Consider the following 23,735-nt stretch of genomic DNA (forward strand, 5'->3'; position numbering starts at 1 on the left):
TTTTTATAATCCGTGATTCTTCCCCCACGGAGAATCGCTAACGCCCCACCATAATAAATAAATGAGAATAATAACAAAAATGTACAGCAGCGAATTATAAAACCAACGAGTCATTTTCAACCGCTGCGACGGAAACAGCTCCTTACGAGTCGGCATCATTTCGAGTTCCGATTCCAAGCTCGTCATTTCAAACAAATGCTCTTGACCCTCGTCAAGATGTTCTGCTTCGTCCAACAAACCGGAACCCGAGGACGTAGAGAACGGATGCTGCGGGATCGGTTCCTTTAATTTGGCTAAAGCGGCGACGGCTGCAGACTCGAACTTTCCATTCTCAGCCATAGCCAACTTCACCGAATCAGGCTTTGATGCCGCTAGCGTCATTTTTCCCCGCCGTCGTTCCTCAGGCGCTACCGTGCGCGGAATTAATAGACGGACCATTGTCTCGTCGCCAATCGCCGGCTTCTTCTCCGCAAAAGCATCGGGCATAACCTTCTCCTGGATGACCGTCGCCGTAGGTTCGGGTGGTGTAGGCTCGGGTGGTGCAGGTTCGGCCGCTGCAACTCCGGAGGAAAAGTTCCATGATGTGGAGGAGCTGCGCTTCACTCGATTTGGCTGACCGTAACGGTCCATTCGGCTTAAATGTTCGTTCATGACTCCCTCCGAAATTTGATCACCAAACCTGATACCAAATCGATCAGGAAGTGACATAGGATCGGCGCCCAAAGCGTCCCCGTTTGCAAATAGATGAACCCTAGACCGTAGCTGCTTGCGAACACCCATGCCGTTGGAATCCAGTGCCGCAAATACCGGACATGAATCGCGGCGAACAAGATACTCGTCCAGTACGGGCCGATGCCATTCTGAATCGCCCCCCGAAACAACAATTCCTCGCAAATCGCTACGATCGCCGAGATCACGGCGATATGCCAGATCGGACGGTTGCGAAAGAGCAGTGAATTAATGCCTCCATCATCCATGCTTTCCTCGGAGATGAACCGAGACAACAGCATGTCCGCAACAAACATCACCGCTGCCAACCCCGCCCCCCAGTACAAAAATTCGACACTTTTCGGAAAATCGAACAGGTGAATCGGGTTTCTTTTCTGAAAAATAAGTATGACCAGACCGATAAACAAAGTAAGTCCTTGCGTTAGATACAAATTAATAAGCAGCAAACGATCGTTAAGCTGACCGGGGTCGACTTTTTGAATTTTTACGTCGCGTAATTTGAACTTTTTCATAGTTTTTGTCAAACCCTGTCCTTTATAATATTCTAGCGCATTCAATTCAATATGGTAAGGAGCATCCTCATGATTCGTAAAAATAATGCCAAATTCGAAATGCTGTTTTTGCTTGGTTTTCTCGCCACGCTGATTATCGCGTTTGGGACCTTCTTTCTAGGACTCAATATCGGCATCGACAAGACGGAAGCTAAATATGCCTATCTACAAACCGCCCCACCTGGAGAAGAAAACGAAAACTCCTATCAGCAACAGGATTTGGTCACGTTCTACTACGTGGTGTTCCAACCATACCAGCAATTCAAAGAGGATTATCTCACGCTGGTCGATGAAATGTCCCGCAGTACCTCGAAGTCGGTCTCAGCGGACGCAATGAAGGAAATCCGCGAAAAGGCGAAAGCCGGTTACGAGCAAATTGCCGCCCAATCCATTGCGGATTCCTCGCCATTACTTAAGGAGGCTCAGACCGACTATTTAAAAAGCCTGAAGCTGTTCTCGGACAGCATCGACCAAGTCAAGGCAAAGACAGGAAGCAAAAAAGGCGCGGAGCTAGCCAAAGCGGTCACCCAGGACGAATTCACGGTAAGCGCGAAAAGCTTTGGCCTGCAGGCGCAAAAGAAATATTATTCCTCGATCCTGAAATGGACCGCTAAAACCAAAAACGGCATTCCGGCCGATTATACTTACAAGAATAACATCAGCACTAAGGAATGGTCCGGCTATTCGCTCGCTGTGAAGAACAAAGCAATCACCGATATGATGGTGAATGAGCAACTTTATGTATCCTATCTGCCGCAGGATCTTACCTCCAAAATCGATCAGTTGATCAGTAGCGGAAAGTCCGACGCTCTTAAACTGACCTCCGTAGCATCGATCGTTAAGGTTTTAACAGAAACGGATGCCGTTAAGAATAAGGAATTCGCGAAATGGAAATCAACGTATTATGCTTCCGAATCTCTGCCGGAGCTGCCGTTCTTTACGGAGGATTAAACCGCTGGCCGGGTCGTCGGAATCAGACGCTTTTCGACATTAGTAAAATCATAACCAAAATTTTAGACGGATTCAAGTTTGGTCAAAATCCGAACGACAAACGCCTAACTTTGTAAAAATGTTCAGGTTAGTGTTGACACCTTACCGGGGACCGTGTTACATTATGAAAAATTACATTTCATGAAACACGTTGAAGGAAAAAAGGATTCGGAAAGCTTCCAGAGAGCCGGTGGTGCTGCAAACCGGTAGCGGAACGAATGCTTTAGCGCTCCCGAGTCGCTGCGTTGAATCCTGAGTAGGCGCAGCCGGTGAACCCGTTACCGTTCTGTCAGCAATGACAACTGAGGCTGCTTACCTGCAAAGGCGCAGCGAATTAGGGTGGTACCACGAACAACTCTCGTCCCTTACTACGGAAGTAGTGTGCGGATTGGGAGTTTTTTTGATGTATCAAGTAAGTTTAACGTGGCATGGAGGCGAATTTGCGTTATCGGGTACCTCCGCTCTTTTGCGCGGTGATAAGACACAGCGTCAACGAAGGAACTCGTTTTTGAATCCCGTCAGCTTATGCTTCCGAAGAAAGCGATGCAAGATCACTTTCGAGGAGGCCTTGCTATATAAAACTTTTAGGAGGGTCAATAATCATGTTTAAAGTGTTAGTATCGGATCCAATCAGCGATTTGGGAATCCAACAACTGATGGATGCAGCCGACGTTGAGGTCGACAAAAAACCAGGTCTCAGCGAAGACGAATTGGTGCAGATCATTCCGCAATATGACGGTCTTCTGGTCCGTAGCCAAACGAAAGTAACCGAAAAAATCATGGAAGCCGGGACCCGCTTGAAAGTCATCGGCCGCGCTGGTGTCGGGGTCGACAACATCAATCTGGAGGCCGCAACGACACGCGGGATTATCGTCATTAACGCTCCAGACGGCAATACGATTACGACATGCGAGCATGCCTTTGCGATGATGATGGCGCTAGCCCGCCATATTCCTCAAGCCTACGCCAAAACGGTAAACGGCGAATGGGATCGGAAATTCCTCGGCGTGGAGCTTCGCAACAAAACGTTGGGCGTGTTAGGTATGGGCCGCATCGGCAGCGAGGTTGCGAAACGGGCCAAAGCATTTGGAATGGATATTCTCGGGTATGATCCGTTCCTTACCGAAGATCGGGCCGAGAAGCTAGGCGTGAAGCTGGCCACCGTGGACGATATTATCCGTAATGCCGACTTCATCACCGTCCATACGCCATTGACACCTGAAACGAAGCACATGATCGCCCGTCCGCAGTTTGAGGTCATGAAGAAAGGCATGCGCATCGTCAACTGCGCCCGTGGCGGCGTTATTGACGAGTTGGCGCTGGTTGAAGCGATCGATCAAGGCATCGTCGCAGGAGCTGCCTTCGACGTGTTCGAGAAAGAGCCGCCGGAAGCCGATCACCCGTTCCTCAACAACCCAAAAATCATCGTAACCCCTCACCTTGGCGCCTCCACTGTGGAAGCCCAAGAGAACGTGGCAATCGACGTCTCGGAACAGGTTCTTCACATCCTGCGTAACGAACCGTTCAAAAATGCTGTTAATATGCCGCCAGTAGCGGCCAGCGTCATGAATAAACTGCAGCCCTACTTCGGTCTTGGCGAGAAAATCGGGATCTTCTTGTCCCAGTTGAACAATCAGGCCGTGAAGGAAATCCATGTCGATTATGCCGGGGATCTGGCAGAAGTTGATACGCAACCCCTCACCCGTTACATTATTAAAGGGGTGTTGTCCCGTCATTTTGCCGGAGACGTCAATATCGTCAACTCGATGCATCTGGCGAAAGTCCGCGACATCAACGTCGTTGTATCGCAGGCTTCGGCCACTAAAGGCTTTACCAACTTGATTTCTGTTACGCTTAAAGGGCAGGACGGTGCGGAGCGCCGAGTCGCCGGAACACTGCTGAACGGGTATGGCGCACGGATCGTACAGATTGATAAATTCCCGGTAGACGTTGCACCGGAAGGTCATCTGATCTTTATCTCCCATAACGATAAGCCGGGCATCATCGGACATGTCGGCACACTGCTTGGGAAGAACGACGTCAACATCGCTTCCATGCAGGTGGGACGTAAATTGATCGGCGGCGAGGCCATCATGGTGCTTACCGTAGACAAAGAGGTTACCAAAAATGTATTAGACGAATTGACGAAACTTCCCGAACTGAATAAAGCGCAGCATATCATCTTTGCTTAACCCCTCAATTGGAGATCAATGTTCCACGATGAACAAGATTTATCTGCGGCATTCAACAAAAAAACATCCTTCTTCGCGAAGGATGTTTTTTTGTGATTACGTGGTTTGTCTCTATTCGACAGGAAGCATGAAATGAAAAGCGGTCCCTTTGCCAATCTCGCTATCGGCCCAGATCGAGCCATGATGAGCGTCGATGATATTTTTGACAATCGATAGCCCCAATCCCGTACCGCCGTTCTCCCCGCGAACACGAGCTTTGTCCGCTTTATAAAAGCGATCAAAGATAAAGCGTAAATCATCGCTAGGAATGCCGACACCGGTATCCGTAATCGTCGCGTGAAGCTGCTTCCCTTGCCCATTTGGCTTCATCCCCGCCGTCACGGTTACTCTGCCTCCCTCCGGCGTATGCCGGAAAGCATTGTCCAGCAGGTTCGTCAGCACCTGCTCCAGCCGATCTTCATCAGCTTGCAGCTTCAGCTCGCCTTCTTCCAGCTCCAGCGCGAGTTCAACACCGTTCTCCTTGGCTCGCACTTGAAATTTACGATACACCCGTTCAGCCAATTCGCGAAAATCGATCTGGCGCATCACCATGTCCGTATGTCCTGCCTCCATGCGGGCTAAGTCCAACAGGTCGCGGACTAGCCGCCCCATCCGCAGCGACTCGTCATAGATCACCTGTGCGAGCTCTGCACTCTCTTCCGGGGAAGAAGCCATCCCATCCAGCAGCGCTTCGCTATAGCCCTGCATCATCGAGAGTGGCGTCCGAATTTCGTGAGAGACGTTCGCTACGAAATCGCGGCGCATCTTCTCCAGACTTACCTCTTCCGTTACATCGCGAAGAACGGCAACCGCCCCGCGGACTTCGCCATCTGAAGACAGAGGGGCCATATGTACGGACCATACGCCTTTCATGACGTGCACGTTCATCTTCTGGTCGCTTTCTTGATCCAGCAACCGGCGGAACATCGGAAGCAGCGGCTGAGGCACAACCTGCCCTTCACCCGTTGGTGCAGGCCGCAGAATCTCTCCCTCGTCTTCTTCCTCGATCAGATCCCCCCACATCTGCAGAATGCGATCGCCCGGCGGATTGGTCAAAATCACGTAACCCTCCCGATCCAAAGTGATCACGGCATCGTTCATACTGCGCAGCACGCTGGATAGATGCTCTTTCTCATGCTTCAAGCTGCGGATCGTATTCTCCAGTTCCTCCGCCATATGATTAAACGTAATCGCGAGTTCGCCGATTTCGTCACTCGTGCGAAGAGAAAGGCGGGTTTCGTACTTGCCTTTGCGAATCGAATCCGCAGCCTGAATCAACTGCTGCATGGGTTGAGTGATCTTGGTGAAGAGAAACAGCGCAAAAAACGTTGTGAGCGAAAATCCGATCATCGAAACGATCACAAATAATCGTTTGACCGCTCCGGAGTTTGTAAAATTCGTATCGATATAGGGCAGCAGGAAGAGCCCCATCAGCATCAGGACACAGGCCACCAAACAAATGATCGTAATCCACAGTTTACCGACGAGCGTTCTCCAGAAGTTCACTTACTTCGAAACCTCCAGCTTGTAACCGACGCCCCACACCGTGGTGATCATTGCGGCGGATTCCGGTGACACCTTATTCAGCTTCTCGCGCAGCCGTTTGACATGAGTATCGACCGTACGCAAATCACCGAAAAATTCGTAATTCCAAACGTCCTTCAACAGTTCCTCCCGAGAAAATACTTTATCCGGTGAAACCGCCAGATAATGAAGCAGCTCATATTCTTTCGGGGTCAAGCTGACCTCTTGGCCGCTAGCCGTCACCCGATGAGCGTCATGCTCAATGACAAGATGAGGGAACACGATATTGTTGCTAGTCCCGCTTTCTTTGGTCAAATACGCCGTTGCCGAAGCGCGACGCATAATCGCTTTGACCCGGTAGATGACCTCACGAGGGCTGAACGGCTTCACGACGTAATCGTCCGCTCCGACCTCAAAGCCCTGCACGCGGTTGATTTCCTCGCCCTTGGCCGTCAGCATCAGCACCGGCGTTGCCTTGACTTGTCTCAAACGGTTACAGACCTCGACGCCGTCAATGCCCGGCAGCATGACGTCGAGCAGAATCAAACCATAGTCGCCGGCGGTCGCCATTTTCAGGGCGGTCTCCCCGTCCTCGGCTTCATCGATTTCGTAGCCTTCTTTTTCCAAGTACATCTTCAGCAGCCTGCGAATCCGCTCCTCGTCATCGACTACCAGAATGCGGTTTGCTTGATCTGACATTAACAACAACCCCTTCATCATCTTACCCAATCAGTTGAGCAGTCCATATGGTCTTCTTGCTTGTTTAATCGGTACCCGCATAGGAGTGTAGACCCGCTATGATCAGATTCACCCCTACGAGCGTAAACATCACGACCAGAAATCCTAAGACGGCCAGCCACGAGGCCTTACGCCCCTGGAACCCGCGCGATAAGCGCAAATGCAGATAAGCGCTGTAAAACAACCAGGTAATCAGCGCCCATACCTCTTTCGGATCCCATCCCCAGAATCTGCCCCAGGCTTGCTGCGCCCAAATCATGGCAAATATGAGCGCGCCTAAAGTAAAGATCGGAAACCCGATCGCGATTGCCCGGTAGCTGATCTCATCCAGATCATCCGGATCAATCGCCCGAAGCGCCGGCGACAGTGCCGAACCCAGCGATTTACGAAGGATCAACCGGAGCAGCAAATAAAGTACGGTACCTGTTAGTATAGCCCAAATTACCGTGTTCAGTTTACGGCCGGCCGTATCCCCCCGCATCCAGGCAGGCGCATCGAATAACGGTTTGTTCATGCCGAGGAACGGCTGGATTTGCTCCGGTTCGCTTTGGTGCGGACCCACAATCGGCGGCAGATTATAGATTACTTTATCTTCTATTGTACTATCTTGCTCTACTTGGCTGTCAATCGTTGTCTGATTTTGTACGAATACGGCTTCATATCCGGCTGCCCGAAAGGCGAATACGGAAACAATAAAGCCCAATACTATAATAATAGAAAAAAGCGTAAATTCAACCCACCATTTTTGCCGCCGGCCTGGCCGATCAGTGGCAGTGAAATCCACCGCGCGCAAAAGGTACATCAATCCGGCGATAAAGCCGACGGCGAAAAACGATTCTCCCGTGGCCGCCAGCGTTACGTGGATATAGAGCCAAATCGAGCGCAACGACGGAATCAACGGCTGCACATCCTGCGGGAATACGGCAGCATAAGCCATAATAAGAATAGCCAGCGGGAGCGCGAACACTCCAAGTAGAATCTTGCGGTAAATGACAAAGACGACGGTGAAGGCCACCATAATCATCATCGACAAAAACGACATGAATTCGTACATATTGCTGACCGGCACATGTCCGCTGTAAGCCCAGCGAGTACCGCAATAAACCAGATGCGACAGCAAGCCAAGCGAAGAGATGCTAAACGAAATACGCCCCCATTTCGCCTCATGGCGCTCCGGGTCGCGATTGCGCCAAGTTTTTCCCGTTACGGCCACTACATAACAAATGAAAGCTGCGCAATAAAGCAAAAAGGCCGACATAAATGCGACTCTACTGATTTCCAGAAAGTTCATGGACGTTTCCCCCCGTTTTCCAAAGACTTCTCATCTGCTTCCAAGCCCATCGTATGAAGGAACCCGGAAACTTCACGGCGCATACCGAACCAGTTCTTCGTCGTGTGTCCGCCCAGCGTCAGCTGTCGGCCGTCCACCCGTAGCCAAATTCGGCGATGCTGCCAGTAAAACCCTAAGATCAGCCCAAGCATCACGATTCCGAGCCCCAACCAAACGAAAGGCATTGCCCGGTCGATCCGGATGTTCAGGTAACTGGACGCTCCGACAAAATCCACGTCCTCCATGCCAAGGACATCGAGCTGCAGCTTCGTTTGCACACCGCCGAGTTGTTGGTTGATGGCATCCTGCTGAAACCGCTCCTTGTCGATCTGCTTGGGAAAGTAAATATACTGCGCGCCTTGTTCAGGAAGATCCGGTCCTTCGATCAAGAACAAAAAGGCAGGCGCGTTGGGCTCACCGGAGATGGAGACCGGCTGCCCCTGGTCGTTCAGGGAAAAATCCATATATTTGTTTAGCAGCGTAAGCCGATATGGCCCCACCTCAACCTCGCGTTGGGGATTTCTCATATCTAATTTGAATTTGCCATACGATTCACCGGTTTTGGCATTCACTAAAGCCGGCTGCACGGATCTCAGCTTCGGCGTCAGATCGAAGTCGAACTGATAAGCTTGGAGTCCTTTGTAACTGAGCGGATCGTTCACCCGGATCGCGTGACGTTCCACTTCCCGGAGCTGCGGCTCTTTGGAAGGATCATCGCAATCGGCCGTGCATTCATAGAGGACTGCCTGCGTCTCAAACAACTTGGGGACGACTTTGCCCCTATCTTTGAAATCTTCGGACATTTCGTCCTCACTATAATACTCCACCGTAAACTTCTCGTTTTTTATAAACAGGTTCGTTTCCGGTATCCGCGTAATTTCTCCCTCAGGGAACCAGTAATGTTTGTCCATATGAAGACCCGGCAACCCGCGAAATAGGACGGCCAGTAGAAAAACGATCAGCCCGATATGAATGATATAAGGGCCCCAGCGGCTGAATCGCTGTTTCTCTGCCAGCAGGGCACTGCCCTCCGTATGAACACGATAGTGCTTCTTACGTAGAGGCTGAACGGCACGCTGGACCCAGTCGGCACCTTCTTCGCCGATCTCCCCTTGGTAAACGATTTTCTGACGGGTGAGGAATTCCCGGTGCTTGCGTACTTTTTGCTTTGAAAGCGCTTTGTACAACGGAAGCACGCGATCCAGGCTGCAGATCACCAGCGAAGCGCCGATCATCACCAGAAGCAGCGTAAACCACCAGGATTCATACGTATGGGATAAACCCAGTCGATAATAAATTTCGCCGATCGTGCCGTATTTGTTTTTGTAAAAAGTGGACGGATCGAAATTAATAAAGTTGCTCTCTTGTTCGAAGATCGTGCCGAACATAGCACCGATCAGCGTAATGATGATCAGGTAAATGGCAACTTTCACGGAGGAGAAGAAATTCCAAACCCGATCGATCATATTGGGGTTGGCTCGCTGCGAACGTCGGGCGACCCCGTCATATCGCATCTCCAGCAGCCCGCCCGGCTGCTCATCCTCAAACAGCGGTTTGCCGCAAGCTTCGCATAACACGGTTCCCACCCGATTTTGGTGGCCGCATTCGCATTTTGTATTTTGGATCACCGATTATGCCCTCCTCTCGTCGTCAAAGATCCAGCAGTTGCTTGATTTGGTCATCCAACGTGTCCAAGTTCAGCTCGCCTTGATGAATGGAGGAGATTTTGCCGTTCTTTCCGATAAAGAACGTTGTTGGCATCGGTACAATCCCATAATCGCGCGTCGTGGTATTATCGGAATCAAATAAAATGGGAAAATCCACGCCCGTCTGCTTAATGAAATTTTGCACGGTCATCTCATCCTCGCCCGTATTGATCCCCAATACGACGACGCCTTGATCGCGCCATTTTTCCGCCTGAGCTTGCAATGCTGGCATCTCTTTCACGCAATAGGTGCACCAGGTAGCCCAGAAGTTCAGGACGACCGCTTGGCCTTTGTAATCATCCAACGTATGTACCTGTCCATCCAAACCGAGCAGCTTAAAAGCCGGCGGTTTACCCCCCTGCTTGGGTTTATCCGCTTCGCCGCCGGACACTGCGGTCCCGATGGCATAGCCGCCCAGCACGACGATCAGCAGCAAGATGACGATTTGGATCGGCCGTCTCGCTTTCCCCATAGTTAACTTCCTTTCTATGACAATAATCATAAGTGTTGAACAAATCGTGAACACTCTATGAACATTATAACGAAATTCGTCGCAGTTTCAGCCCGGGGAAATATGAATATTATGTGACGCGCTTGAAATGAGGAGAAAATGTGGGGGAATGGCAGTAAGGTGAACGATTCCTGCGAACATGCTATCGCTTATGGGCCTAGAATGATTTGAACGAATGGTTTGGCTACGACTGGGGCAGCCGGGTAAAATGTTCTTACGATCGCTGTTGCTCGCGGAATTCTATATCATATGATTTCAAGGTTGAATTCCGCTCACAAAGGCGAACGCTTCGCTTCTTCAGAATCATTTTCCCCTTTTGCCACTTTCCGTGCTTCCGTTCAATTTACCGGGCCTTGGCGCTTCGCTTTTTCAGAATCGTCCCACCCGTTGCCTCTCGCCTCCCTTTCACCGCGTTTTCTAGCGCTTTGGTGTGGGGAGTGTGGTAGTGCGGGCTTGTTTATAGAGGCTTTCAACCTCTTCTTTCGTCAAGTGACGGTACATGCCGCGCTTCAGGTTACCGAGGTACAAATCGCCGAAGGAAATGCGCTTCAGCTTCGTCACAGGGTGCGAGATCGCCTCAAACATCCGGCGCACTTGGCGGTTTCTGCCTTCATGAATCGTGATGGAGATGGTCGAGAACTTCCCTTCCGGATCGATGTCCTGGTATTCCACCTCTGCCGGGGCCGTTATCCCGTCCTCCAGCATCACGCCTTGCTTCAGCTTGTCCAGTGCCGAGCCATGCGGCACTCCTTTAACCGTTGCGTGATAAGTCTTCGATACATGGTGCTTTGGATGCGTCAGAAGGTGAGCAAACTCACCGTCATTCGTTAGTAGCAGCAGTCCTTCAGTATCATAATCAAGCCGGCCTACTGGATAAACCCGCTCTGTGATTCCTTTTAAATAGTCGGTGACGATTTTACGGCCTTGGGGATCGGAAGCGCTCGTGATGACGCCTTTCGGTTTGTTGAACATAAGGTACAGCTTCTTCTCTGTACCGATGGTCTTGCCCTCGACGGTAATGACGTCCACGGCCGGATCGGCCTTCGTGCCTAATGTCGTGACGGTTTCTCCGTTCACCTGAACTTTGCCGCTCAGAATCAATTCCTCACATTTGCGACGGGATGCCACACCTGCGGCGGCTAATATTTTCTGTAATCTCTCCATTTTCGCTAAGTCACCTCATACACATGATACCCACCGAAAGACAAAATCACAATAGCCGCAGGAGAAACAGCAAAAACCGCCGCGACAGCTAGACAGCTGCAGGGCGGTTTACACTAACCCGTCAATATGTATAAGTTATCCGAATAAGAGCAGACAAACGGCGATCGCCGCGACAAAGCCGACAATATCCGAGAATAATCCAACCTTTAAAGCGTAACGGCCGTTCCGAATACCTACGGCGCCGAAATAAACCGTCAATACGTATAATGTCGTATCGGTACTGCCTTGAATCGTAGATGCAATGCGGCCGATCATCGAATCCGGTCCGTAAGTTTTGATCAGGTCAGTTGTAAACGCAAGCGAGCCCGTCCCCGTCAAAGGCCGGAGGAAACCGAGCGGCAGCACTTCCGGTGGAACCTTCAGCCAAGACAGCATGGGAGCCATCCACCCGACGAAGAAATCCAGCGCCCCCGAAGCGCGGAACACGCTGATCGCCACCATCATGCCCACCAAATGCGGGATAATGCCAATGGCGGTTGAGAAGCCATCCTTAGCCCCGTCCACGAACGATTCGTAGACCGGCACTTTTTTGAAATAAGCATAAAGCGGAATAAATGCGATCATGACCGGTACCGCCCATGCAGAGACAAGGTTAATCCAGTCCAGCAAAGTGCCTCACCCTTTCAATGAGATATTGGGCGGCGCTGTGGCTTGTGGCGGGGTGCGATGGGTGCTATGCCTGCGATACCATCGGTCGGCTACAATGGCCGCCATCGTGGCGATTGCGGTCGCGAGCAGGGTAGAACCCACGATTTCCGCCGGATTCGCCGATTGAAAGTTGATGCGGATGGCAATGAGCGTCGTTGGGATGAGCGTAATGCTGGCCGTGTTCAGGGCAAGTAGTGTACACATTGCCGGGGATGCCGTTTGTTTATCTGGATTCAATTCTTGAAGCTCCTGCATCGCGCGGATTCCCATAGGCGTTGCTGCATTTCCCAGTCCCAGCAAATTCGCGCTCATGTTCGATAAAATATATCCCATGGCCGGATGATTCTTCGGCACGTCGGGGAACAGATAAGCGACGACCGGCCCGAGCAGCTTGGAGATGGCCTTGACGAGGCCGGAATCCTCCGCTAGACGCATGATGCCAAGCCAGAATACTAGAACGCTGATTAAACCAAAGCATACGGTCACGCCGGTCGCCGCCCCATCAAACGCTGCTTGTGTCACAGTGCCGATATCCCCTTTGATCGCAGCGAACAAAAAACCGATCAAAATGAGCGCAAGCCATATTTTGTTGACCATCTTTTCCCCTCCATAACCCTGTCCTGCTCCCTCTACTATTGAACGTCAAACAGTAGGGATTGCAGCACCTTTTTAAATGCATCCGACCAATCGGAAGGTAGCCGGATGAGCTTACGATCTGAAGCGGAACCAAAGGCCCCACCTGCTCTCGGCTCACTTCCTTCTCCTGATCCGGATGGACGATAACTGATTTTATCGTAGACCGGTACCGTGCCGATTTCTTCCCCATTCAAGAGAACGCTAATTTTCCCGCGGTATCCAAATGAACCCGTGCGCGCCGTAGTTAGCTTCAGCCTTCTTTCGATGTGGCTGGCTTCTTCCGTCGCCAACGCATACTTAAATTCTGCCCCAGTGATCAGGCCTTGCTCAATTTCCTGCCCCTCGCCGATCAGGGTTGTCAACGGATAGTTGGCAAAACCATAATCCAGCAACTTCCGGTGGTCATTCCAATCATCCCCGTCATTTAACGTGACGACCGCGATTTGCTGTCCGCCACGGGTCGCGGAGCTCACCAGGCATCGTTTGGCGATTTTGGTATATCCGGTTTTGACGCCGTCGGCCCCGTCGTAGAAACGCAACATCTTGTTCTTATTCAACCATTTATAATCCCAAGGATCATTGGGATTCGGTGCGGTTTTGCTGGGGGTTCGGACGATCTCTTTAAACTGCTGGTTTTTCAGTGCATAGCTTGTCAGCTTGGCCAAATCGTTGGCCGTTGAGTAATGGCCTTTGGCATCCAAACCATGTGGATTCTGGAAGTGGGTATGCATCAGACCAAGCATCTTGGCTTTCTCGTTCATCAAGTAGACGAAGCCCTCTTCGGAGCCGCCGACGTGCTCGGCAATCGCCGTGGCCGCATCATTGCCCGAACGAAGCATGAGGCCGTACAGCATATTTTCCAGGCTCATTTCTTCCCCCATATGGAGATAAATAGACGAACCTTCCTTAGCAAAAGCGTTTCTTCCGACCGTAACCGTATCCGATAGCTTGCCATGCTCGATCGCGACAATAGCGGTCATGATTTTGGTCAGGCTGGCGATCGGTAGCGTCTCATCCCCGCGCAAATTGTAAAGCAGGCGGCCCGAAGTTACGTCAATGACCGCGGCGGCTTGGGCATGAATCGTTGGCGCGGCAGGAGTGGCTTGTACCGCCTGCGGGTTTAGCCAACCCATCAACAGGATGGCGGCCAAGAAACTGTAAAAGGTACGATAGCTGCGGCCAGGTGTGGTTTTCCTCATAAGCTGATTCCTCCGGTAACAGGTACTGTTGCGAGTACTTGTTTAACTTATATGCGATGATCCAAGAGAGTATGTCCCATCTGGGATCAAGAAAAAGACCCCTCCCGGAAGTCCGGAAAGGATCAACGGTCGAAAGGTGGTTAGGTGAACGGGTTGATGCCGGTTCTTGCAGCCGATTCCTGCATCGCATTCTGAGCTACATGCGCCGTTGCCATCGAGGGATCTGCAGTTCCAGATTGATTCGGGAACATGGACTGGATTTTGTCGATGACACCAGGGACCGAATCGATGATCTTCTCGACCAGATGCGTCTGGTTATCCAAGGGTACAATGTGCACCCCAGGTTTTCCAACGACAAGGAAAGCGATTGGATTGATCGAAACCCCGCCGCCGCTACCGCCACCGAACGGACGGGCTTTGCCGTGCTCGGTCGAACCTGAGGCCGATTTATCTTGGCCGTCCTCGATATTAAAATCACTACCCCCTGCGGCAAAACCGAACCCGACGCGGCTGATCGGCAGAATCACGCTACCGTCCGGCGTTTCGACCGGCTCGCCCACAATCGTGTTAACATCAACCATATCCTTGATGTTTTCCATGGCGGTTTGCATTAATCCTTGAATAGGATGGTCAGCCATTTTTTCACTCCTCCTTTCACTTTTAGCACGCGAACTATAAGAACCAGTCCAGCATATATAGCATAACCGCAGCGAATTTGCGCTATGCAGCGAAATTCCGTGGAAAATAACGGCGTTCCCCCAAATACGGGGACGACGAATAGCTTGGGTCTTTGCGTTAATCGAATGCGATGGCTAAGCCAACCCACGATTGTGCCTTTGACCCCCCATAAGGCCCCGGTCAATGTTGCGGTATGGGCAGCATCCTGTAAACCGACATTCGTCGACCATTCCAACTGGCGGAACGAAACGCGGCGGAGCGTGGCCCGAAGCCAAACCCGAAACCCGCTGGTCGCCTTGAGCATCCGGTCGAACTCCTCCATCCATTGATGGATTATGTCCTTGTTTACTTTTTGGTCAACACTGGAAGACTCCTTTTGCAATACGTTTTCGGGCCGATCCTTCTCGATCTGCAGGCCTTCACGCCAGTTCTTCAACCTTACGGAAGGCACTTGGTAATGCATGCGAACAAAGCCATAGAGCATCGTGACATCCAGCAGGATTGTATCGTCCCGATTCTTCTTACGCAGGGTCAAATGGAGCGTGATTGTAGACAGCAAAATCAAGGCGGCTATAAGCAGCAGCAGGATCAGGATGCCTCCGAGCCAAATCCACACGGGAAAGCCCTCCATACCTATCAGATAAAAATTCTCCCTCGTAGTATGGCTTGCCCAAAAGGAAAAAATTCGTTGGCATGCGGCATGAGGCAGAAACTAAGCGCAAAAAACCACCGAAGCTTCCTCCGGCGGTTTGGATTACATAGATTCACGTTTAGTTCTCGTTTTCCGGATCCTGGCGCTTTTCCGGCTGCGCTCCTGCTTCGTCGCTGTTGACATCGTCGAAGGTCAACTGTTGTTCTTCCAACCGTTGAAATAGAAGCTGTGTTTCTTCCTCCAGCTGTTCCGTGCTCTCGAAATCGGCCATATCCGGCAGATCCTTCAAATTGGCTAGCCCAAAATAATCAAGGAACGCCTTTGTGGTGCCATATAGAATGGGACGCCCAATCGCTTCGGCGCGGCCAACTTCCTCGATCAAATCCTTGTTCACCAACGAATGGATAGCTCGCTCAGACTTGACCCCTCGGATCTCCTCGATTTCAACCCGGGTAATGGGCTGTCGGTACGCAATGATCGATAACGTCTCGAGTGCAGCTTGGGATAAGGTTGAACGCGAGGGCGAATAAGCCAGACGTTCGAAATAAGGGGCGTGCTCCGGAAGCGTCGCCAGCTGGTAGCTGCCGGCAATCTGCACGATTTGCAGCCCTCGGCCGGCTCGCTCGAATGACGTTTTCATATCGAGCAAGGCATCCGAAATCACCTCCTGCCGCTGTTCCGTTACTTCGGCCAGTTGCTTCAGGCTCAAGCCCTCTTCGCCGGCCAAAAACAACAGCCCCTCAATAATCGACTTCAATTCCTGAAAATTCATCGATCTTTCCTTCCCCTCTCCACTCCATAACGATGTCATCGAACAGCTTGTTTTGATAGCAGACGATCTGCTTCATCTTCATCAGTTCCAGCACCGCAAGAAACGTGACCACAATTTCATGTCGATACATTTCGGGATGCAGCAGCTTAGAAAATAGCAACCGTCCCCCCTTACCAGCCTGTTGGAGCGCGCCAACCACTTCTTTGATCCGATCCTTGACGGAAATCTCGTCACGGTGAATTCGGGCTACGGTATTTCGCTTGGCAGCCCTACGAATCGCCTTCTGAAAGACGGCGATCAAGTCGGCGGCGTGCAGACCCTTTACCGGATTCTCCTGCACTTCCGGCATAAAAGGCGTTAAATCCTCCGGTTCTTTGGAGAAAATCAAGCTGCGCTCCCATTCGCGTTCATGCAAATGTTCAGCGATTCCTTTATATTTCCGATATTCGATCAGCTTTCGAATCAACTCGTCCCTCGGGTCCTCCTCATCCTCCAGCAAATAATCGAATTCATCATCCAATTCGATGACAAGTGGTTTGGGCAGCAGTTGTTTGCTTTTGATCGACAGCAGCGTAGCCGCCATGACCAGAAACTCACTGGTCACCTCCAGCTCCAGCTCCTGCATGTCCTGTAGATATTCGAGGTACTGATCGGTGATCTCGCTAATCGAGACCTGATGAATATCGATCTCCGCTTTATCGATTAAGTGCAATAGCAAATCCAGCGGACCCTCGAAGGATTCCAGCTTGTACGTTACTGTCGTCAATGAACATCCTCCACCCGTAACCAAACATATATGTAGATTAGTTTACCTTAAAAAAGTTTGTTGCAAAAGAAAAATGTAGTACCCCAACGAATCAGAGGTACTACATTAAGATAAGCACTATTTCAACTGTTTCGTCAAGTTCGCCATCTCGATTGCCGCCATCGCTGCATCCCAGCCTTTGTTTCCGGCTTTGGTCCCAGCGCGTTCGATCGCTTGTTCGATATTCTCGGTCGTCACGACGCCGAAGATCGTCGGCACGCCGGTTTTGAGGCCAACGGCCGCCACTCCTTTGGCGACTTCGTTGCAGACATAATCATAATGCGTGGTTGAACCGCGGATGACCGTGCCAAGCGTGATGACCGCGTCATATTTGCCGCTTTCGGCCAGCTTTTGCGCGGCGAACGGGATTTCAAAAGCGCCGGGCACCCAAGCCACGTTTATTTCTTCCTCTTTGGCCCCGTGGCGTTTCAAGGCATCCAAAGCTCCGGAGAGCAGCTTGCTTGTAATGAACTCGTTAAAACGCCCGACCACGATCGCATATTTTAACCCTTCCGATACTAAATGTCCTTCAAATACGTTTGCCATGAATCATCAAACCTTTCTATAAGTGGGATAGTGGATAATTTCGTTTTTGCGGATACGCCCTTAGACGCGGGAGGATTCATCCTGTTCCAAATCATCAAATTTGAGCAAATGCCCCAACTTGGCTTGTTTGGTATGCAGATACTTGGTGTTATCCGCGTTTTCTTTCATTTGAATCGGCACGCGTTCAACTACCTCCAGACCGTATCCTTCTAAACCTTTGATCTTCCGCGGATTATTCGTCATCAGACGGATTTGGCGGACACCCAGGTCTTTGAGAATTTGCGCTCCGATTCCATAATCGCGCAGATCAGCGGGAAATCCGAGCTTCAGGTTGGCGTCAACCGTGTCAAAGCCTTGTTCCTGCAGCTTATACGCCTTCAGCTTGTTGATTAAGCCGATCCCCCGGCCTTCCTGGCGCATATAGAGCAGCACCCCTCTGCCGGCTTCCTCAATCTGCCGCAGTGCCGCTTCGAACTGCGGTCCGCAGTCACACCGGTGGGAGTGGAACACGTCTCCGGTCAAGCACTCGGAATGCACCCGCACCAGCACCGGCTCATCGCCGTCGATCTCGCCTTTGACCAGCGCGACATGTTCTTTGTTATCGACATCATTCGTGTAGGCGACGGCGCGGAATTCACCGTAATCGGTTGGCATGCGCACCTCGACCTCGCGCGTGACCAGCTTCTCCTTTTCATTGCGGTAATGGATCAGGTCCTTGACGCTGATCAATTTAAGGTCATAGGTTTTGGCGATTTCCACCAAATCCGGCAACCTAGCCATGGTTCCGTCTTCCTTGATGACCTCACAGATCACGCCGGCCGGATAGGCGCCGCACATCCGGGCCAAGTCGACCGCCGCTTCCGTATGACCGGCGCGCCGCAGCACGCCCCCCTTTTTGGCAATCAGCGGGAACATATGGCCCGGCCGGCGGAAGTCCGCAGCCTTGGCGTTCGGATCCATGATGGCCTTAACCGTCAAGGAACGCTCATAGGCCGAGATTCCTGTCATCGTATCCTTATGGTCGATGGAGACGGTAAAGGCCGTCCCGTGGTTATCGGTATTTTGCGCCACCATCGGCTGCAAATCCAGTTCCTCTGCTCGCTCCGCCGTAATCGGCAGGCAGACCAGTCCGCGCCCTTGAGTGATCATGAAGTTGATCACTTCCGGCGTCGCTTTTTCAGCCAGGGCCACAAAGTCCCCTTCATTCTCCCGGTCTTCATCGTCAACGACGATAATGACCTTGCCCCGCATCAATTCGTAGATTGCTTCTTCGACTCGGTCTAATACGATATCACCCATAGCTTTCCCCTCCTTGTTTTATATGTAGTTCAAAATGTCGTCTTTGGATCACGAAGCAGCTCGAGAAGGTTGATTCGGCGGCGAATCTTGCATTCACCCGGGCCTTCCGCTGCTCACGTAGCTTCCAGCTACGCTGTGCTGCTCAGTCCCTAGCTTCATTCAACCTTCTTGGTGCTCCAAATCCAACCTCTTGAACCTTTATTGAAGTTGTAGTTCAAAATGTCGTCATTTAACCCCCGACTTTTTTAAACGAACCCGTTCGCTGCCAGAAACGGGAGGTTGATTCCCGACTCGTCTCCGGTCTCTTCCCCCGGATCGCCGCTACCTCTGCCATACTTCAGCAGATGATCCACGTATTTGCCGAGTACGTCGCATTCCAGGTTGACGGTGTCCCCGGCCCGCTTAAAGGCCAGTACGGTTTCGGCTAGCGTATGAGGGATAATGGAAATCGTAAACATCCCGCCTTCCGCTTCGACCACCGTCAAGCTGATCCCGTCCACGGCAATCGATACTTTTGGAATAATGAATTTCAATAAGGATGATTTCCCGGGTCGGATTTGAAACACGACCGCATTTTGATCCTGACTGGTCCCGACAATCGTACCGATTCCGTCAACATGCCCCTGTACGATATGCCCGCCGAATCGTCCATTGGCCGCCATGGCTCGTTCGAGATTCACGCGACTGCCTGGTTTTAGATCCTTCAGATTCGTGTTGCGGTACGTCTGCGGCATGACATCTACCGTAAAGGAGGAAGCGTCGAACGAGGTTGCCGTTAAGCATACACCGTTAACAGAAATGCTGTCGCCCAGCTTGATGCCTTCCGTAACGACTTTCGCCGAAATGCTCAGTAGCATCGCTTCGCCCTTGCGGCTGATCGACTTCATCGTGCCGATCTCCTCCACTAGTCCTGTAAACATCAGTGATCCTCCTCCCTCACTTCAGCCTGTGCCCAGACCGGAATTCCTCGGATGCACACATTATCCCCGATTTGTTCGACTTCCATGTCGCGTAACGAGACCGCGTCCCGCATAAGATCAAACCCGGCGAAGCTAAAACTTCCGGGCGCTTCGCTCCCGCCGACGATCTTGGGGGCGAAGAAGATCACGATTTCATCCACCAATTGACGTTCCAGCAACGAGCCATTCAATCGACCGCCCCCTTCAACGAGTACGGAGGATATGCCCCGTTGTCCGAGCTGAACTAACGCCTCATTGAGATCGACCTGTGGGCCGCTTCCGCAACGAAGAATCTCGACGCCAAGCTCGGTCAGCCGCTCAGCTTTGTCCGGGTCAGCCTGCTCTGTTGTCACGATCCAAGTTGGGGCTATCCCATCGTGAAGGATCTGCGCCGTCTCGGGAATGCGAAGCGTGGAATCCGCAATGACCCGTACGGGCGATAACCCCGGGACAGTTAAACGGGTTGACAACTGCGGATTATCGGCTACGATCGTCGACACGCCAACCATAATCGCCTGATGGCGATGCCGCATCGTGTGCACGATTTCCCGCGCTTTCTCGTTCGAGATCCATTTGCTGTCCCCGGATCGACTTGCAAGTTTTCCGTCCAGCGTGCTGGCAGATTTGATTGTCACATACGGCAAGCCGCTGGTGATAAACTTGATGAACCGGCGATTCAGCTTCAAGGCCCGGTCGCGCAGCACGCCAACTTTAACTTCAATCCCGGCGGTACGCAGCAACTCGATTCCTTTCCCGGCAACCAGGGGATTCGGATCCTCACAGGCAATCACGACACGTGCCACCTTCTCGAGCACCAACCGCTCCGCGCAAGGGGGTGTCAAACCGTGATGACTGCAAGGCTCCAATGTGACGTATACCGTGCTGCCTTCGGCCTGGGAACCGGCCATGTTCAAGGCATGCACCTCCGCGTGCGGAGTCCCCCGCTGCAAGTGGGTACCAAGTCCAACCAACGTCCCTTCCTTAACGACAACGGCGCCGACGACCGGATTCGTCTCGGTTTGTCCCAGCGCCCGCTCCGCCATGTCTAACGCTAAAGTCATGTAATAATCGTCGTCGATCGCCTTCATCCTCCATCCTCCTTCCGTCCTTGCCTGTCGCTCAGTAACAAAAACAACCCTGCCGCAATCCGGCAGGGTTGATCATGAGAGTAGTTCTACGCTAAATCAAAGAGCGCCTCCGCCTAAAATCACGCCGCCGCTTATCCATTGATAAACAAGGACGATAAATTTATGGCGAAAAGCTAGCATCGCCAAAGCTCCTTCACAAAATCAAATGTGAAAAATAGAACTTGGTCGATTGAACTCTCGAAATCCGAACACCTTCGCAAATAAAATAACGTACGTGCTCCCGCGTTTTCCTTCTCCCATCCAGACTATACTGTCGGTCCCGGAATCTCACCGGCTCAGCCGCATGCTTACGAAAGCACTGCGGGTCACGGACTTGTGCTACATCGGACTAGCGTCCAATGAGCCATCACCGTCGGTAGGGAATTTCACCCTGCCCCGAAGGATTGCTTAATATTAGGTTTGCATAACTGCAAGACGAATGTTAGCACTATTCCTGTCAAAAATCAAGCCTACTCGTCACTACACCCTGCCTCAATTCCATTCGTGCAAGGAATCTTCATCCCCCTATCTCCCGGGAACCAAGGTGCATAAAAACCTCCCGAAATAGCCAACCTTAAAGTCGATATCGTATTGACAAATCCCATACTCAGGAGGAATGAACGTGGCTAAACCGGACAATCGCTCCGACAACGTTGATAAGCTGCAAAGAAGCATTCAAAACACCATCGAGAATTTCCGTGAGGGACAAGATTACCTCAGTGAGCATGCCGATGAAATCTCCGTCAAGGAGAAGAAACAGGTTCAGGAGAAGAACGAAAAACGGCTGCACGCCATTGAAGGCTTCCGGGAAGAAGTGAAGGACGAAGCCGCTCATCAAAGAAAATCGTAAAAAATGAATCAAGGGGTGCTCCGCTGCCAAGCCTGCTTGGCCTTGCGGGGCACCCCTTTCACTTCGAACCTGCTTACGCTTCGTCCCAAACGGAAACTTCCTTCATTTTATCGCCAGGACGGACATTGTCCACAAGTTCCATTCCCGAAGTCACTTTGCCGAACACGGTATGTACCCCGTTCAAATGCGGCTGCGCTTCGTATACGATGAAGAACTGACTGCCGCCGGTATCTTTGCCTGCATGGGCCATCGACAGCACCCCGCGCTCATGTTTGGTTACATTCGTATCCGTCTCGCATTTGATGGTGTAACCTGGGCCTCCGGTTCCGTTACCGATCGGACATCCGCCTTGAGCCACAAAACCCGGGATTACGCGATGGAACGTGAGTCCGTTATAGAATCCGGAATTGGCCAGTTTTTCGAAGTTCGCGACCGTACCCGGAGCTTCTTCGGGCAGGAATTGAATTTCGACCTCGCCGCCTTTTTCCAATACGATTTTACCTTTTTTCATATCCGTGCACACCCTTCTTCTTAGCGTCATTGGACAAACCTCTTCCAGTTTACTAAAAAAAAGCCTTTCAAGCAAAAAAGCCGAGGGAATCGGACAATCCGATCCCCTCGGCTTTACTCCTGCTTCTCCTCGTCGCTTACTTCAACGAAGGCTGTTTGGCGATCCGTTCCGGAATTACGTCACAGGCGATTAGGTCCTGCAGGGACTCTCGTTTTACGACCAGATCGCTTTGGCCGTCTTGAACGAAGACGACCGCTGGACGGCGTAACCGGTTATAATTGCTGGCCATCGCGTAGTTGTAGGCGCCGGTGCAAGCCACGGCGAGCAAATCGCCGCTGTTCACCTTCGGCAAATCCACGTCCCAGATCAGCATGTCGCCGCTCTCACAACATTTGCCGGCGATCGATACGGTCTCTTCGTTCGCATCGTTACCACGGTTGGCGAGCATCGCCTCGTATTTAGAACCGTAAAGGGCCGGACGCGGGTTGTCCGTCATCCCGCCATCCACGGCGACGTATTTACGCACACCAGGGATATCCTTACTCGTGCCCGCCGTATAAAGTGTCGTCCCCGCATCGCCTACGATGCTCCGGCCTGGTTCTACCCAGATTTCCGGAAGCTGCGGATAACCAGCAAATTCCCGTTTGACCGCATCCGTAATCGCACCGACATAATCGGAAACCTTCAGCGGCGTATCGCCTTCCGTATAACGGATGCCAAAGCCGCCTCCTAAATTGACGACCTTGAAGGTGACGCCCAGCTTCTCCTTGACCTGCAAAGCGAACGCTGCAACCCGCTCAACCGCCATCTGGAAACCTTCCACTTCGAAAATTTGCGAGCCGATATGCGAATGTACGCCGAGCAAATGCAGATTCAAGCTTCGGTTGGCCAACTCAACAGCTTCCATAGCCGAGCCGTTGCCGATATCAAACCCAAACTTGGAATCGGTTTGGCCGGTTGAAATATATTCATGCGTGTGGGCTTCCACCCCCGGCGTTACGCGCAGCAGAATATTCACGGTGACGCCTTTCTCAGCGGCAAGCGCTTGAAGCATATGCAGCTCCGTAAAATTGTCAGCCACGAAACAGCCGATGCCGGCGGATATCGCCATTTCCAATTCATCCGGCGTCTTGTTGTTGCCATGAAAATGGATTCGCTGCGCAGGGAATCCCGCTTGAAGGGCCGTAAACAATTCGCCCTCGGAGACAACGTCCAGGGACAAGCCCTCCTCCTCGGCCAGCCGGCACATCGCCATGACGCAGAACGCTTTGCTGGCATAAGCAACCTGGAAAGCCAGGCCCGATGCTCGGAAGGCGTTCATATATTCACGGCATCTTTGCCGCACAAGAGCTTCATCTACGACATACAACGGCGTTCCGTAGGATTGCTTTAGCTCGACCGTATCGCAGCCGCCGATTTCGAGATGGCCTTTTGCATTAATTTTGCTGGTACCGTGTAAATACATCTATGCAGTCCTCCACTTTCAAATTTTACACCAGTATAGCAAACAACCGGCAAC

General features: G+C 51.7%; 24 protein-coding genes, 1 riboswitch and 1 other annotated feature. Of the genes, 3 read left to right on the forward strand and 21 right to left on the reverse strand.

Annotated features, from left to right (window positions below):
* Window positions 1–3: 3 nt before the first annotated feature.
* A complete protein-coding gene (locus IM700_RS07665; RefSeq protein ID WP_193415966.1) occupies window positions 4–651 on the reverse strand; it encodes a hypothetical protein in 648 nt (215 codons plus the stop codon).
* A complete protein-coding gene (locus IM700_RS07670; protein ID WP_155605386.1) occupies window positions 648–1,241 on the reverse strand; it encodes a CPBP family intramembrane glutamic endopeptidase in 594 nt (197 codons plus the stop codon). The genes IM700_RS07665 and IM700_RS07670 overlap by 4 nt, the downstream gene beginning before the upstream one ends.
* Window positions 1,242–1,310: 69 nt before the next feature.
* On the opposite strand from IM700_RS07670, the gene IM700_RS07675 reads away from it, so the two are divergent.
* Together IM700_RS07675 and serA are read left to right on the forward strand one after the other, a co-directional pair.
* The gene (locus IM700_RS07675; protein WP_193415965.1) at window positions 1,311–2,231 is read left to right on the forward strand and encodes a hypothetical protein; all 921 of its coding nucleotides are present in this window, start codon (window positions 1,311–1,313) and stop codon (window positions 2,229–2,231) included.
* 181 nt (window positions 2,232–2,412) lie between these two features.
* Window positions 2,413–2,639 (forward strand) — a binding site (T-box leader).
* Window positions 2,640–2,872: 233 nt separating this feature from the next.
* Window positions 2,873–4,462, forward strand: coding sequence for a phosphoglycerate dehydrogenase (gene serA / locus IM700_RS07680; RefSeq protein WP_193415964.1), 1,590 nt, complete (start codon window positions 2,873–2,875; stop codon window positions 4,460–4,462).
* Window positions 4,463–4,573: 111 nt separating this feature from the next.
* Here the strand turns inward: serA and IM700_RS07685 are convergent, their stop codons facing one another.
* The 17 genes from IM700_RS07685 to ribD all read right to left on the reverse strand — a co-directional run bounded on the left by IM700_RS07685 (window position 4,574) and on the right by ribD (window position 20,816).
* Window positions 4,574–6,007, reverse strand: coding sequence for an ATP-binding protein (locus IM700_RS07685; RefSeq protein ID WP_193415963.1), 1,434 nt, complete (start codon window positions 6,005–6,007; stop codon window positions 4,574–4,576).
* Window positions 6,008–6,724, reverse strand: a complete 717-nt coding sequence (locus IM700_RS07690; RefSeq protein WP_155605389.1) for a response regulator transcription factor — start codon at window positions 6,722–6,724, stop codon at window positions 6,008–6,010.
* A gap of 64 nt (window positions 6,725–6,788) precedes the next feature.
* The gene (gene ccsA, locus IM700_RS07695) at window positions 6,789–8,054 is read right to left on the reverse strand and encodes a cytochrome c biogenesis protein CcsA (protein ID WP_155605390.1); all 1,266 of its coding nucleotides are present in this window, start codon (window positions 8,052–8,054) and stop codon (window positions 6,789–6,791) included.
* Complete coding sequence (gene resB, locus IM700_RS07700; protein ID WP_193415962.1) at window positions 8,051–9,721, reverse strand: cytochrome c biogenesis ResB family protein; 1,671 nt, start codon at window positions 9,719–9,721, stop codon at window positions 8,051–8,053. Before resB ends, ccsA begins: the two co-directional genes overlap by 4 nt.
* A 22-nt stretch (window positions 9,722–9,743) precedes the next feature.
* Window positions 9,744–10,271, reverse strand: a complete 528-nt coding sequence (locus IM700_RS07705; protein ID WP_155605391.1) for a peroxiredoxin family protein — start codon at window positions 10,269–10,271, stop codon at window positions 9,744–9,746.
* 456 nt (window positions 10,272–10,727) lie between these two features.
* The gene (locus tag IM700_RS07710) at window positions 10,728–11,474 is read right to left on the reverse strand and encodes a pseudouridine synthase (protein WP_193415961.1); all 747 of its coding nucleotides are present in this window, start codon (window positions 11,472–11,474) and stop codon (window positions 10,728–10,730) included.
* Between the two features lie 135 nt (window positions 11,475–11,609).
* Window positions 11,610–12,143 carry a spore maturation protein gene (locus IM700_RS07715; RefSeq protein ID WP_155605393.1) on the reverse strand — a complete coding sequence of 178 codons (534 nt, stop codon included), beginning with the start codon at window positions 12,141–12,143 and terminating at the stop codon, window positions 11,610–11,612.
* A 6-nt stretch (window positions 12,144–12,149) separates the two neighbouring features.
* A complete protein-coding gene (locus tag IM700_RS07720; RefSeq protein ID WP_155605394.1) occupies window positions 12,150–12,779 on the reverse strand; it encodes a nucleoside recognition domain-containing protein in 630 nt (209 codons plus the stop codon).
* A 35-nt stretch (window positions 12,780–12,814) separates the two neighbouring features.
* Window positions 12,815–14,017 carry a D-alanyl-D-alanine carboxypeptidase family protein gene (locus IM700_RS07725; protein WP_193415960.1) on the reverse strand — a complete coding sequence of 401 codons (1,203 nt, stop codon included), beginning with the start codon at window positions 14,015–14,017 and terminating at the stop codon, window positions 12,815–12,817.
* Between the two features lie 140 nt (window positions 14,018–14,157).
* Window positions 14,158–14,655 (reverse strand): GerW family sporulation protein, encoded by a 498-nt coding sequence (gene ytfJ, locus IM700_RS07730; protein ID WP_155605396.1) that lies wholly within the window; start codon window positions 14,653–14,655, stop codon window positions 14,158–14,160.
* Window positions 14,628–15,311 carry a DUF2953 domain-containing protein gene (locus IM700_RS07735; RefSeq protein ID WP_193415959.1) on the reverse strand — a complete coding sequence of 228 codons (684 nt, stop codon included), beginning with the start codon at window positions 15,309–15,311 and terminating at the stop codon, window positions 14,628–14,630. Before IM700_RS07735 ends, ytfJ begins: the two co-directional genes overlap by 28 nt.
* 154 nt (window positions 15,312–15,465) lie before the next feature.
* Window positions 15,466–16,119 (reverse strand): SMC-Scp complex subunit ScpB, encoded by a 654-nt coding sequence (scpB, locus tag IM700_RS07740; protein ID WP_155605398.1) that lies wholly within the window; start codon window positions 16,117–16,119, stop codon window positions 15,466–15,468.
* Window positions 16,088–16,885, reverse strand: a complete 798-nt coding sequence (locus IM700_RS07745) for a segregation and condensation protein A (protein ID WP_193415958.1) — start codon at window positions 16,883–16,885, stop codon at window positions 16,088–16,090. The genes scpB and IM700_RS07745 overlap by 32 nt, the downstream gene beginning before the upstream one ends.
* A gap of 117 nt (window positions 16,886–17,002) precedes the next feature.
* A complete protein-coding gene (gene ribH, locus IM700_RS07750) occupies window positions 17,003–17,470 on the reverse strand; it encodes a 6,7-dimethyl-8-ribityllumazine synthase (protein WP_155605400.1) in 468 nt (155 codons plus the stop codon).
* A gap of 60 nt (window positions 17,471–17,530) precedes the next feature.
* A complete protein-coding gene (locus tag IM700_RS07755) occupies window positions 17,531–18,769 on the reverse strand; it encodes a bifunctional 3,4-dihydroxy-2-butanone-4-phosphate synthase/GTP cyclohydrolase II (protein ID WP_193415957.1) in 1,239 nt (412 codons plus the stop codon).
* Between the two features lie 245 nt (window positions 18,770–19,014).
* Entirely contained in the window at window positions 19,015–19,689 is a 675-nt protein-coding gene (locus IM700_RS07760; RefSeq protein WP_193415956.1) for a riboflavin synthase, read from the reverse strand.
* Window positions 19,689–20,816 (reverse strand): bifunctional diaminohydroxyphosphoribosylaminopyrimidine deaminase/5-amino-6-(5-phosphoribosylamino)uracil reductase RibD, encoded by a 1,128-nt coding sequence (gene ribD / locus IM700_RS07765; protein ID WP_193415955.1) that lies wholly within the window; start codon window positions 20,814–20,816, stop codon window positions 19,689–19,691. Before ribD ends, IM700_RS07760 begins: the two co-directional genes overlap by 1 nt.
* A gap of 284 nt (window positions 20,817–21,100) precedes the next feature.
* Window positions 21,101–21,263, reverse strand: a riboswitch (FMN riboswitch).
* A gap of 214 nt (window positions 21,264–21,477) precedes the next feature.
* Here ribD and tlp point away from each other — a divergent pair.
* Window positions 21,478–21,705 carry a small acid-soluble spore protein Tlp gene (gene tlp, locus IM700_RS07770; protein ID WP_193415954.1) on the forward strand — a complete coding sequence of 76 codons (228 nt, stop codon included), beginning with the start codon at window positions 21,478–21,480 and terminating at the stop codon, window positions 21,703–21,705.
* Between the two features lie 73 nt (window positions 21,706–21,778).
* Here tlp and IM700_RS07775 read toward each other — a convergent pair whose 3' ends face one another.
* Window positions 21,779–22,216 carry a peptidylprolyl isomerase gene (locus IM700_RS07775; RefSeq protein WP_155605405.1) on the reverse strand — a complete coding sequence of 146 codons (438 nt, stop codon included), beginning with the start codon at window positions 22,214–22,216 and terminating at the stop codon, window positions 21,779–21,781.
* 136 nt (window positions 22,217–22,352) lie between these two features.
* Window positions 22,353–23,681, reverse strand: coding sequence for a diaminopimelate decarboxylase (lysA, locus tag IM700_RS07780; RefSeq protein ID WP_193415953.1), 1,329 nt, complete (start codon window positions 23,679–23,681; stop codon window positions 22,353–22,355).
* Between the last annotated feature and the right edge of the window lie 54 nt (window positions 23,682–23,735).

The sequence above is a fragment of the Paenibacillus rhizolycopersici genome (assembly GCF_014947195.2).
In the GTDB taxonomy this organism is placed as follows: Bacteria; Bacillota; Bacilli; order Paenibacillales; family Paenibacillaceae; genus Fontibacillus; species Fontibacillus rhizolycopersici.